The following is a 12660-nucleotide window of genomic DNA, read 5'->3' on the forward strand; positions in this document are numbered from 1 at the left end:
TATAAATTTTGAGAAATTTAAATCTATTTCTGCAAAATAATTATTTTTTTGCTATTCATTATCTCATTATTAATTTTTATTATATATATTTGTAATACTTTATATACTTTTTGTACTTATCTTACTGGTATACTTTGATTAAGAAAGATAAATCTTATATAAGTTGGTTATTATAAAAAAGAAAATAATATCTTAAAGGAGGTTTTTCTATTGAAGTTACAAGAAAAATGGATTGATTTATTAAATCCAAAATATATTGAAAACGAGGAAAAAAGAAAGAAAATACAGATTATAATATTTTTTTCTATAACTTTTGGTTTAACTTATTTACTAGGTTTACTATTATATTTCAATAAGTTTATTGACCCAGAAAACTTTGCATCATTCATGATGATATTGCCTTTATCTTCTGTCGCTATTGCAAAATTTTACTCAGAAGGAAAAACTAATAATGAGTATAAGTTTTATTCATTAGTAATATTACTTTTTCTTAGTTATTTTTTATTATTTATTGCTAAATCATTTAACTTAATAAACCTCAATCAATATCAATTAGTGAATTCTATATTAATTTTAATAAGCAGTTTATATCTTATTATTCATTCTTTTAAATCAAATGAACTGTATATTCTAAAAAATGTAAGAACAGGTACTTTATTAGTTGTCTACTTTATATTTTCTCAAATTATTCTTGGATTAATAATAAGTAGAAATAATCTTAATTATAATGGTATTTTATTTTATCTTAACCTTATTATAATATCACTAATATATATTTATCCTTTTTTGTCTGAAGAATATGCCTGGAGATGTTTTTTACAAAGTATTTTCTTTGATAAATTTGGTAAAAAAATAGGTGTTATAATTGTAGGAGTTTGTTGGAGTTTATGGCATTTACCTTTACAATTTACATTCTATAGTCCAGATGCTCCAATAATGGGAAGTGTAATTCATTTAATTTATGGAATCGGACTTTCTATATTTTTAGGTTATGTTTATTTGAAAACTAAAAATATATGGTTTTGTTCTATAATTCATGCTTTAATTAATAGTTTGGATGTTATTTGTAATAGTTCTGAAATGTCACTTAGCTATTATATTATTTTAGAAAGACTTATATTTGTATCATTATTTTATCTTCCTTTCCTCTTTACAAAAGAATATAAACATCATACATAAAAAAATTATTATGCTAGAGGAGGTATCTACTATGAATTTGGGGAATATCAATCTTATACTTATTGGAATAGGAATTATAATATTAACTACAATAATAGCCTTAATTAAACATAAAATTGGTTTTTGTAGTGATGAATATTTAGATAAATTAGAATTAAAGTATGGAAATATAGATAGAAAAAGAACTGTTAAACTGGAAGTGCTTTATCGCTACGCAATAAGCTTTGAATACATAGCAATAGGCTTATTTACAAGAATATTAGACATTACAATAATAAAAATGATATTAGCAACTATTATAACAACAATGTTATATTATTTAATTAGAAAAAGGTATATTGTTCTATAAACTTTAAATTTATTAAAAAAGAAGGTGGCAACTAACTCTAGTTACTACCTTCTAATCTATCTACTTCACTAAATTTTCTATTTCACTAAATGCTTTTTCATTTCCATCTCCACCAATTTGAATTATATTTCTAAATTCTCTTTTATTTATTAAACTTTTTTGAGTATCACTTATTCCATCTCCAACTAATATTACTGGTGATTCTGTCTTACCTGCAAGTACTCCTACTGATAAAGCGTCAACTAAATCATCTTCTCTATTTTCTCCATTTTTTGCAATATATAAATTATCTAAAATCTTATTATCATAAAAATAGTCTATTACTTTTGAGTTAGTTTCTCCTCTATCTTCTCCAGCTATTTTAATTACATATGGAAGTTTATCTCCAATATCTTTATTAAATAGACTATCTCCACCCACTACATATGATTTTGATATATCCTTATTATCAATCAATTCTTCTATAGCTTTCATATCATCATTTTCGTTAGTAAGAAGTATTGGCATTTTCTCTTTTGCTGATACTGCTCCCATACTTACTGCATCAGCGAGTCCTTTTTCTCCATTTACTAAAACTAATTTAGACAGTTTATTTTCTTTATGTAATTCTTTTGCTAGTTTTATTGAAGTATCATATCTATCATTCCCAGATATTCTTATTATATTTAAACCTTTGCCTTTTAAATATTTCTCAATACTAGCATCTACAGAATTAAATCCACCGATTATGTAGATAGTTTTTGCACCTAATCTATTTATTTCATTTTCTGTTAGTTGATTTAAATCATCATTTTGAGTAAGCAGTATTGGGGCATTTTTAGCTTTTGCAAATGGTGTAGCTGATAGTGCATCGGATATACTAGAACTATTTATAAGTACTACATTATCTGCATTATCCCAGCCTTTTTTACTTATTTTTATTGAAGTCTCATATCTATCAGAACCTACTAAAGAATCTTTCTTTGTTACTATTGACTTTGGAGTATAAGAACCTCCTCCAGATGATTCTTTTGGTTCTCTCTGTTTTTCCCAATAAAGGGATATGAGTTTTTTGTTCCTACTTACATCTAATGTTTTAAGCATATTATTAATACAGTTTAAATGTGTAAGTTCTAGATTATTGCTTACATCTAATGTTTTCAAGTCATTACTATAACAATATAATTCTTTAAGTTCTGGATTATTACTTACATCTAATATTTTTAAGTTATTACTATAACAATATAAGTTTTCAAGTTTTGGATTATTGCTTACATATAATGTTTTCAAGTCATTACCACCACATCTTAAATCTTTAAGTTCTGGATTATTACTTACATCTAATGTTTTTAAGTTATTATCACGACAATATAAGTTTTCAAGTTTTGGATTATTGCTTACATCTAATGTTTTCAAGTCATTATCATCACAATATAATTCTTTAAGTTTTGGATTATTACTTACATCTAATATTTTTAAGCCATTACCAAAACAACTTAAATGTGTAAGTTCTGGATTATTACTTATATCTAATGTTTTTAGGTTATTATTATAACAATATAGTATTTCAAGTTTTTTGTTTTTACTTATATCCAATGTTTTAATATTACTACCACCAAAATTTAAACCTGTGAGTTTTAGATTATTACTTACATCTAATGTTTCCAAGTTATTTCCATAACAACTTAGAGTCTCAAGTTCTAGATTATTACTTACATCTAATATTTCCAAGTTATTATTACTACAATATAACCATTTTAAATTAACGAAATAATTAACTCCAGATAAATCTTTTATTGATTTTTCATATACAGCCAATTCATCTATAGCTTCAATTCTATCCTTAGAGTCTGTAGATATAAGGACATTTTCATCTTTTATAGATAGAATATCACAAAGATATGCTCTAAAATTTGCATCTGGAAAAGCTTGTACCATTGTCAATGTATCTAAAGCGGGTATAGTAGTCCTCTTTTCTATCTGTTTTTTTAAATTGCTATTCATTTTAATTTCTAATGCGTTTACTCCTCCAACTGAAGACAGTATTGTTATACTTGATAATACTAAAATAAATATTTTTTTACTAACCCATTTCATTTGATATTACCCTCTTTAACAATAATATAATTTTATATAGAATTTAACATATTTTTACATTTTTAGCAATAATTCTAAAATGTATTCTAATATATAAATAATAGTAAATTATCCATTGAAGAATTGTCCATTTTTAATTAAATTTTATATTATTAAGAATGTATTTTAAATACACATTCACAGGTATAACTTAGGTAATGAAAATATATAAAAAAAGGTGATAAGTTTAACCTACCACTTTTAGTTATATGTAATATTTTCTAATTTCAATATATTTCTATCAATTAAATCTATTTGTTTATAAAATCTAACGCTTTGTAAAGTGTATCAAATCTATCATTCCCCTTTATCATAGTGTATTTTTCTTTATTTATAGAACTTATCTTATTACATACTCCTCCACCTATAATATATAAATTTTCTGTTTGATATGGCTTATAATCTTTTATATCACAAACTAAACATTCACTCTCTTTATAATTCCAACTGACTATTTGTGCTAATACCTTTTCAATTTCTCCTTAAAAAACTACTGTATGCTTATACATTTGTTTCACTTCAATATTATCTATTTTCTTATTTAATATACCCTCTGCTATAAGTTTCGCAACCGTATTTTTATTTTTAATATAATAGTCTGTATCAATTTTGCTGTCTACGAAACATACTTCGATTAGAATTGCTGGTGCTTTTGACCAAGCCAGTAAAGACCTCTTACATCTGATTTTACATCCCTATTTTTAAATACTGTTGCTAATTTATCATTTACTCTATTTGCATACACTTTGCCATTATTAGTTTTGTATATTGTTTCTGCACCCATAGAATTTAGTGTTGTACTATTTACATTGAAGTGAATTTGTACTGCTAAGTCTATGTCTTGTTTATTTGTTATTTGACATTGTTCAGATAGATAATTATTCGATTTATCTTATAAGTATATACAGTTGCTCCACCTTGTTTCAACCATCTAACAATTAAATCAGTTAGTATTCTATTTTCTTTTCCTTCATCTATATAACCAACTGCTCCTGTTACTTTACCTGTTAGCGTATGCTCTGTTATTATTGCTATTTTCATTATTTATTTTCCTACTTTAACTGTTTGTAAGTTTGATTTATACCTATTGATATCCCCCAACAAATTACAACGTGTAAGATTGAGGTTGGATTTAATCCTAGAGTCCATACTGAAAAACCTATTCCAAGTGCTAATAAGACTACTGGAATATCTTTATTATTTAGTTATTTATATTTTTTGCATCCTTTACCCATAATAAAGAGAACAGCTACTAAAATTAGTAACTGCTCAGGTATAAAACTTATTAAATTATCCATTCTTGACTGGTTTTCCTTATTCATCTAAGAATCTGTCATTTGCTACATATTTTACATCGTCAATTTTTGTCGTATTTTGGGCTAAAAAAGCACTTAAATTACTCATATTATTTTAATCTCCTCTTATTGTATTTTTTTATATAAAAAATACACATCTATAATTTATAAATGTGTATTTTAATATTGTACCTGATATTAAATCGAACTTTTCAACTATCTATTGCAATAAACAAAGTCAATGCTGGATAAAACCATATCAACATATTATTTTTAGCATTTAAATCTACTACAGTTCTATTATTTTATATACTTATTTTTTCTATTATTATTAAATTATAGTTTCTTATTTTTTCTTCTTAACTTTTAATTTCTCATAATAAAATAAATATTCTTTCAAATACTTTTCATCCATATTAATCTCTTCCAAAGTATAAAATTCAACTTCAAAGATTAATATCCTTCAAAAACTATTCGACAATTACAAAATACTCAAATTTTCGCTTTTAAGAATTATTTTTTAGAGAATTTATTCCATCCAATAATACTTTAGAATCTATTTTTAAATATCTAGAATACATCCAAACAACTGGACTACGAATCCTACCTTTAGAACAAGCAATTATTATCTTTTTACTATTGTTATCACTAATAGATAGGAGTTTATTTTTTATCTTTTTGCGATTTTTTATTAAACCATATAAAACAATAATTCCTGCAATAGGCTTATTCCTGTGCAAAAAGTCATATTCTTTTTCATTAATAACAGAGATATTATGTTCTAATTTAGTTATACTACCATATTCTGTTGGTGTACGTACATCAACAGTTACTTCATCAACGATTTCACTATGTTTGATTAGATATTGTGGACATAATTTTTTCATGTATACATCTAAGGTCTGCATAAGTATATCTCCTTAATTTTCTGCATAATATATTAATTTATTATACTATAAAACAAGTCTACTCTTACAGTTGTTTATCAATATAAATTTATAATTATTCTAAAAAGATTTTAAATATATCACAAGATTTATACAAACATTTTACTTAAGTTTAATTGAATCTTTAAAGTGTTATTTTCATAAGGTTTTATATCTTCTAAATTTAAATACACAACTTCTCTTTTATTCATTTACTGCCTTCAATCCATTAGACAAAAAAAGAACACTTGCTAGTGTTCTTTAATATACTTTTATTGGTATTCTAAATTCTTTTGTCTTCATATTATCAGCTGATAATACCACCTCTATATAAACTTCTTTTTTAAGCATAACACAGTTTTTAAAATTAAATTGCTCTATTCTAAAATTTATTCCTTTATGAATTGTGGTATTATCTTTTGGATGCCATCTGAGCTCACTATTTATTTGTTCAAAGTTATTATTTTCTTCAATATCCACTTCCATATTAATAAATTTCAAACTTAATATAGGGCTTTTTGCAACAATTGTACTTTTATTTTCTATTACAAAATCAACTAAGTTATTACTATGAATCTTAGTATATATATCAGATTTATCATCTATATTATTCGAATCAAGTCTAATATATCCATTACCATTTTCATAATAATCACCAGCCATATTATTCTCGTTATTTCTTCTATATTTTAATATCAATTTGGCTTGTTTATTAGACTCCATAAAAGCTATAATTGATATAATCAAGGCTGCTATTGATGCAAATGATGCAATTACAGAAATTATATTTATATAGTTACCAAGAAATTCATTAAACTGATTGAGCATATCTTTTTCTCCTTAAAAACATTACTTTATCTTATTATAGTTGTATAATATTTTTTACATTTATTTTTAATTTATTACACAAACTTCTTACATAAAAAAAGACCATCTATAAAGATGATTCTCTAGACTAAGTATCTATGTTTTTGTTTATACTCTGTAACAGCATCATTTCATGCCTCTTGCTCTCTTATTCCTTTTTCTCTAGCAATTCTTTGTGCTATCTTCCTAATTAATTCAGCACTTTTTAATATTCCTATACTAACCACTTCCTTATCTCTATTTTACATTATATCATATAATAAAGAATAAAGCTAATTATTAGCCAACAGACCCTAAGATTAGTTTAAATAATTTCTATTAATTCTTTAATCTTTTTATATACTTCTTCAAATTTCATAATTTCATTCTCCTTTTAATTTATTGTATAAAAAAAGACCATCGGTTAAGATAACCTTTTAATTTATTTTTTCATTGAACTAGTTACCCAATATTCAATACAATATGCTATAAAATAATATGATAAATACAATGCCATTTCTGTACTATCAAATTTTAGATATATCATAATAATAATCGAGCCTAGAAGTGATATTAATGCTGGAATTTTCCAATTTATTTGCTTGATAGCACATATTATACCATTAACTAAAAATGAAAATGGAATAAATAATACTATACCTAAAATAAGAGCTCCTTTTATATCCATATTGCTTAATCCTAAACTATTAGTTATTATATTTTCAAATGATAGAACAAATATTATAATCATTGTTAGTAATGGTAGCAATGTCCCTAAAATATTTTTCTTCATAGTTATCACTCCTAACTAATTTAGGTTATTTTCCCATAGATTTAATTTTTAAAAGATAAAATACCCTCTATAAAGATAATCATTTTAAATCTTATGTATTTTTATTTCTAATCTTTACACCAATTTCTGTCAGTCTTCCCCTTTATATAAGTTCTCACTATTTCACCACAATCTAAGCATAAGTCAGAATATGTTTTAGATACCTTAGAGGAAAATCTTGTATTATATTCTAAACCAGTTTTATATATAACAAATCCTGATTCGCTAACTGTAGAAATACCTTGCTCTATATTTTCGCTACCGCAATTAGGACATTTCATAGTTATCTCCCTTATGTTTTATTTTATTATACACTAATTTATTCTTTAATTTCTCTTTTAAATACAGCAATACCTTCAATCCAATTTATCTGAAATAAATCCCATCCATCTTTTCCTAGATTATTAAATTCCTCTTCTAAAATAGGTATCCGTACATCATTTATAGTCTTACCTTTATTAAAAAGTGGTGTAGCTGGTAACTGAAAAAATTTATACTCATACATATCCATACCTCCTAGTAATTATTTTCTTTTATATTGCCATAGTATAAAAAAGACCATCTATCAAAATGACCTTTTAATTTAATCTATTTTTTATTTTTACACCATTTCTTATTGGTATTATCTTTTATGTAAGTTCTCACTATTTCACCACAGTCTAAACATAAATCTGAATAGATAATGGATTGTACAGGAAGAGTTTTATTTATAACTTTATCTAACTTTCCATCTCCTATATACTTCAATCCAATAGTTTCAGCATATATACCTCCAGTTGTTAAAATACCTATTTCTATATTTTCACTTCCACAGTTAGGACATTTCATATTTATACCTCTTTAATTAATTATTTTCTTTCATATTATCATCACACATTAAAAGACCTAGTCCACTAGCTAAATCCTTTTAAATTAAAGTTTTTTATATTTTTGCTGATTTTTTAGTGTCTTATCTAAAACTTCTATATGGGAATTACCATCATTATTTGCGTAGTTAAAAAATTTTGAACCTAATTGTGCACGACTACTTTCAGAAATTCTATTCCACTCGAAACCCCTAAATAATTCTTTGACTATAAATACCTCATTAGTTTTTAAATCAGAAATTGTATTTTTTGATATTTCAAATAAATCTTGTAGAGTTGTACTTGAATCTATTTTCATATTTGACCACCTCTTTATAAACTAATGGTTATTAGATATATAGTAACAGCTTATTATCTTACAGTCAAATATAGTCTCATGGTTATACTAAAAATCATAATCTAAAAAGTAAAAAATACTAAATATGGACGAACTTAGTATCTTTAGGGAGATACATAATATGTTGCAGTTTCTGGGAATTAAACCTAGATTAAACCATTACTTGTATAGTGAGTGAGATTGCCAAGCCTCACTCAATTTTTAGACCTCTGAATTAAAATAAAATTGTATGAGATTTTTAATCTCAATTCAAATACTTAATATAGTCAATAGATTTTGAACATAGTCAGAATTAAACAAATAGCATCCTCATGATTTGCCTAGTATGTTCATATAATCTATAATAATCTCTTAATATATTTTTAATTTTGAGATGGAAACATTTCATTTCCACAATACTATTATCTTATGTCTGAAACAAAAAACTGCACATTTTCAGCATTTAAAAGTGGCTATAGTTTTAATTTACTTTGTAATCCAACAATTTAAAAAGTGATTCCTGCTCTATTAAGGCTTTCTTTCCAAATAATGCTATTGATATTGAACTTATTGATTGACCAGCTCTTATATTTAGTTATCTATATTCACAATAAAAAACTATGATAATTAAAATTAAATCTATACTTATCATAGTCTTTTTCTTCTTTTGATTTTAAATTTTTTTAAACAACAATAATTCTCATACTATTTAGTTAATGTAAAACTACATCAATCTCTTTTAATTTAGTATAATCAAAGTCATTTACATACCACATAGTTAATATAAAACACAGTTAGTATATCTAAATAGAAATTTCAGCCCCTGGCTACCAAAGGTATTATCAAAAAATTTTCACATATTTATCAAAGAAAACAATTTGAGACAAATAAGAATACATGATTTAAGACATACAAGTGCTAGTTTGCTACTTTTGAGAAGTACTAATATGAAAGTGGTTTCTAAAAGGTTGGGTCATACAGATATAAAAATAACTATGAATACATATTCTCATGTTTTAGAGAAAATGGACAAAGAAGCCTCTAATAATTTAAGCAAAATGTTATTCAGATAAACAAAAAACTGACTGTCAGTTAAGTGTCAGTCAGTTTTTTTATAATATCTTTGTTTAAATAGGGCTAGATTTAAACGTTTTAATCCTTGAAATTATTTATTAATATGCAAACTTTACTCATATACAGAATATCTCTTCCAAATTTGTTCTAAATCATCAAAGTGTTGTTTAATATCTTCTTTTTCCTTCATTCCAACAGATATAGCAAGAGCATTTGAAATACTAAGTGCTGGAACTAAAGAATCTACAAACGAAGCCATATTGCTTTTAACTAAAAGAGTATTATCTGCAAGTGATGCTACTGGTGCAAACAAGCTATCTGTTAATGATATTACATGTGCTCCTTTTTCCTTAGCATAATCAACAATTTGATAAGATTTTTTTGAATAACGAGGGAAACTAATCGCAACTATAACATCTTCTTCATTTATTCTTACAATCTGCTCAAAAGCATCTCCCATATCCATTCTAATTATATGCACATTGTCAAGTATTATATCTAAGTAAAAACCTAAATATTGAGCTACCACAAAAGAACTTCTCATACCAAGAATGTATATTTTTCTAGCTCTTAAAAGTTTATTAGAAGCTTCCTTAAATGCTCTTTCATCAATTTCTTCTAATGTAGACCTTATATTATCTATATCACTCTTTAAAACTTTGTTCAATATTGCAAAATCATCGGAATAATCATGTGCCATTTCAACTCTTTGTACTGTAGTTAGCTTATTTTTTATGAGTTCTTGAAGTGCTGCTTGTAATTTAGGATATCCACTATAACCCAAGGCATTTGCAAATCTTACAACAGTAGACTCACTTACACCTACAGTTTCACCTAATTTACATGCAGTCATAAATGCAACTTTATCATAATTATTTAAAATATATTGTGCTATAAGTTTTTGACCTTTACTCAATCTCGTATACTGAGATTGTATATTTGATATCAAATGTTTACTGTCCTTCATTTCATTTGTTTCTTCCATTTTTTTCTCCTTTTAGTTATATAAACTATTTTGTTTTTGTTAAACTGTCTTTTTTTCTAAAAATTCTATTATTTAGTTTTTATCTCAACTTCATCTTAGTTTTTATCATACCTTCTTAAACTCATAAAATTCTAACTTTTCTGTACCTTATACATCACATAGTATTTTCGATTAAATTTATTATACCATCTTTCCTTGCATTTTTTAATATTTATCCAATATTTCTTTTAAATTTTTCAATTTTTACTCATTTAAAAGTTTCCCATCTTATTTTGCATATTCAAGTGTATATTTTATTTTGAAAGCAAACTATCGTATGCTTATTATTTAAAGTATTTTTAAGGGGTCACAATATATATATTAACTCTTAATAGAATCTTGTCAAGTTTTTTTTAGTATTTACTGTGATTTTTTCTTTTCAATTAAAATCAATTGTGGTGGGTTATTGACTTGATTTAAAAACTTAGATTCTAAAACATTAAATTCATCTTGGTTTAAATTATTGATAAGATTATATATACAATCTTTTTCCTCTTGACCTCCATCATGTCCTGTATATATAGCTATACTTATTATCCCATTTTCTTTTAATCTTTCTAAACTCAACTTTAGAGCTTTTAAAGTTGTGTCTGGTTTGGTTATAATTGAATGTTTTGCTCTGGGAAGATACCCCAAATTAAATAAAACACATGAAACTTCTTCTTTTATATATTTATCCATATTTTCATGACCATCTAATATCAATTTTACTCTGTTCATATATCCTTCTTTTTCTAACTTTTTTCTTGTAGACTTTATTGCTTCCTCTTGTACATCAAAAGCATATACAAACCCTTTTTCTCCGACCTTCTCAGCTAGATATATTGTATCATATCCATTTCCCATAGTAGCATCAATTACTATATCACCCTCACTTACAACCTTTTCTAAATAAAATTTATTTATATCTGTAATTTTAGTTAAATATTTTGCATATGCCATAATACTATTTCTCCCTACTGTTAACCTTATTTCACTCTTATTTTATTGATTTTAAATATTTTATTTCATCTTTCGTTAAGTGTCTATATTCTCCAACTTTTATATCTTTTAATACTATTTTACCTACAGAAATCCTTCTTAAATTTAAAACTGGATGATTTATAGCTTTACACATTTTTCTTACTTGTCTATTTCTTCCCTCATGTATAGTTATTTCACACACAGAATAATTCTTTTCTTTATTTTCTTTAGTTACTCTTATTTTAGCAGGTGCTGTTGTGTAATCTTCTATTTTTAATCCTCTCTCAAATTTTTTTATTTCATCATTACTTACAATACCCTTCACACTTGCTACATATGTTTTATTAATCTCATGTTTTGGATGAGTAAGTTTATATGTTAAATCTCCATCATTAGTAAGTATTAATAATCCGCTAGTCTCATAATCTAGTCTTCCTATTGGATATACTCTTTCTTTTATATCTTTAATTATATCTATTACACTTGGTCTATTAAACTGATCTTTTACTGTAGTTATATATCCTTCTGGTTTATTTAATACTATATAGACATATTCTTCGCTTAGTTTTATTTTTTTATTATCAAGTTCTACTATATCTTTTTCTTCCTCAATGTTAAATGATAATTCTCTCACTACATTTCCATTTACTTTTATTCTTCCTTCAAGAATAATTTCTTCTGCTTTTCTTCTAGACGCAATTCCACAAGATGCTATATACTTATTAATTCTCATACATAATCCTTTCTTATCTTAAATTATATGTTATTTAATATTTTTATCAATGTTAATTTTGCTACATTATTATACTATACTAGACCTTAATTAAAAACAAGCCAAAAAATTATTTAATTTTCCTAAATAATTGTAATTTCTT

General features: G+C 25.0%; 16 protein-coding genes and 1 pseudogene. 3 read left to right on the forward strand and 14 right to left on the reverse strand.

Annotated elements, in window-relative coordinates:
• Positions 1–210: 210 nt before the first annotated feature.
• Both ACTG45_RS11150 and ACTG45_RS11155 read left to right on the forward strand, forming a co-directional pair.
• Positions 211–1179, forward strand: a complete 969-nt coding sequence (locus ACTG45_RS11150) for a CPBP family intramembrane glutamic endopeptidase (RefSeq protein WP_479918984.1) — start codon at positions 211–213, stop codon at positions 1177–1179.
• Between the two features lie 31 nt (positions 1180–1210).
• Complete coding sequence (locus ACTG45_RS11155; protein WP_479918985.1) at positions 1211–1528, forward strand: hypothetical protein; 318 nt, start codon at positions 1211–1213, stop codon at positions 1526–1528.
• Between the two features lie 60 nt (positions 1529–1588).
• Here the strand turns inward: ACTG45_RS11155 and ACTG45_RS11160 are convergent, their stop codons facing one another.
• The 11 genes from ACTG45_RS11160 to ACTG45_RS11210 form a co-directional block, all read right to left on the reverse strand.
• Positions 1589–3604: a cell wall-binding repeat-containing protein gene (locus ACTG45_RS11160; RefSeq protein ID WP_479918986.1), complete on the reverse strand. Its 2016-nt coding sequence runs from the start codon at positions 3602–3604 to the stop codon at positions 1589–1591.
• A 673-nt stretch (positions 3605–4277) separates the two neighbouring features.
• The gene (locus ACTG45_RS11165; RefSeq protein WP_479920292.1) at positions 4278–4499 is read right to left on the reverse strand and encodes an N-acetylmuramoyl-L-alanine amidase; all 222 of its coding nucleotides are present in this window, start codon (positions 4497–4499) and stop codon (positions 4278–4280) included.
• Complete coding sequence (locus tag ACTG45_RS11170; protein ID WP_479918987.1) at positions 4496–4684, reverse strand: hypothetical protein; 189 nt, start codon at positions 4682–4684, stop codon at positions 4496–4498. The genes ACTG45_RS11165 and ACTG45_RS11170 overlap by 4 nt, the downstream gene beginning before the upstream one ends.
• Positions 4685–4695: 11 nt before the next feature.
• Positions 4696–4833, reverse strand: coding sequence for a phage holin family protein (locus tag ACTG45_RS11175; protein WP_479920293.1), 138 nt, complete (start codon positions 4831–4833; stop codon positions 4696–4698).
• 611 nt (positions 4834–5444) lie between these two features.
• Positions 5445–5846, reverse strand: coding sequence for a hypothetical protein (locus tag ACTG45_RS11180; protein WP_479918988.1), 402 nt, complete (start codon positions 5844–5846; stop codon positions 5445–5447).
• Between the two features lie 279 nt (positions 5847–6125).
• On the reverse strand, positions 6126–6692 hold the full coding sequence (locus ACTG45_RS11185; protein WP_021384867.1) for a hypothetical protein: 567 nt from the start codon (positions 6690–6692) through the stop codon (positions 6126–6128).
• A gap of 460 nt (positions 6693–7152) precedes the next feature.
• On the reverse strand, positions 7153–7503 hold the full coding sequence (locus ACTG45_RS11190; RefSeq protein ID WP_479918989.1) for a hypothetical protein: 351 nt from the start codon (positions 7501–7503) through the stop codon (positions 7153–7155).
• Positions 7504–7610: 107 nt separating this feature from the next.
• On the reverse strand, positions 7611–7823 hold the full coding sequence (locus tag ACTG45_RS11195) for a hypothetical protein (protein ID WP_479918990.1): 213 nt from the start codon (positions 7821–7823) through the stop codon (positions 7611–7613).
• A gap of 38 nt (positions 7824–7861) precedes the next feature.
• Positions 7862–8047 carry a DUF4177 domain-containing protein gene (locus ACTG45_RS11200; RefSeq protein ID WP_169470346.1) on the reverse strand — a complete coding sequence of 62 codons (186 nt, stop codon included), beginning with the start codon at positions 8045–8047 and terminating at the stop codon, positions 7862–7864.
• 83 nt (positions 8048–8130) lie between these two features.
• Positions 8131–8370, reverse strand: coding sequence for a hypothetical protein (locus tag ACTG45_RS11205; RefSeq protein ID WP_479918991.1), 240 nt, complete (start codon positions 8368–8370; stop codon positions 8131–8133).
• 84 nt (positions 8371–8454) lie between these two features.
• Positions 8455–8706, reverse strand: coding sequence for a DUF1413 domain-containing protein (locus ACTG45_RS11210; RefSeq protein WP_479918992.1), 252 nt, complete (start codon positions 8704–8706; stop codon positions 8455–8457).
• A gap of 821 nt (positions 8707–9527) precedes the next feature.
• On the opposite strand from ACTG45_RS11210, the pseudogene ACTG45_RS11215 reads away from it, so the two are divergent.
• Positions 9528–9797, forward strand: a pseudogene (locus ACTG45_RS11215) (tyrosine-type recombinase/integrase); the annotation flags it as partial.
• A 113-nt stretch (positions 9798–9910) separates the two neighbouring features.
• Here the strand turns inward: ACTG45_RS11215 and ACTG45_RS11220 are convergent.
• From ACTG45_RS11220 to ACTG45_RS11230, 3 genes are all read right to left on the reverse strand, one after another.
• Positions 9911–10783, reverse strand: coding sequence for a MurR/RpiR family transcriptional regulator (locus tag ACTG45_RS11220; protein WP_021384902.1), 873 nt, complete (start codon positions 10781–10783; stop codon positions 9911–9913).
• A gap of 399 nt (positions 10784–11182) precedes the next feature.
• Positions 11183–11764, reverse strand: coding sequence for a tRNA 5-(aminomethyl)-2-thiouridylate-methyltransferase MnmM (gene mnmM, locus ACTG45_RS11225; RefSeq protein ID WP_479918993.1), 582 nt, complete (start codon positions 11762–11764; stop codon positions 11183–11185).
• A gap of 37 nt (positions 11765–11801) precedes the next feature.
• On the reverse strand, positions 11802–12518 hold the full coding sequence (locus ACTG45_RS11230) for a pseudouridine synthase (protein WP_479918994.1): 717 nt from the start codon (positions 12516–12518) through the stop codon (positions 11802–11804).
• Between the last annotated feature and the right edge of the window lie 142 nt (positions 12519–12660).

The organism is Clostridioides sp. LIBA-7602 (genome assembly GCF_056688945.1).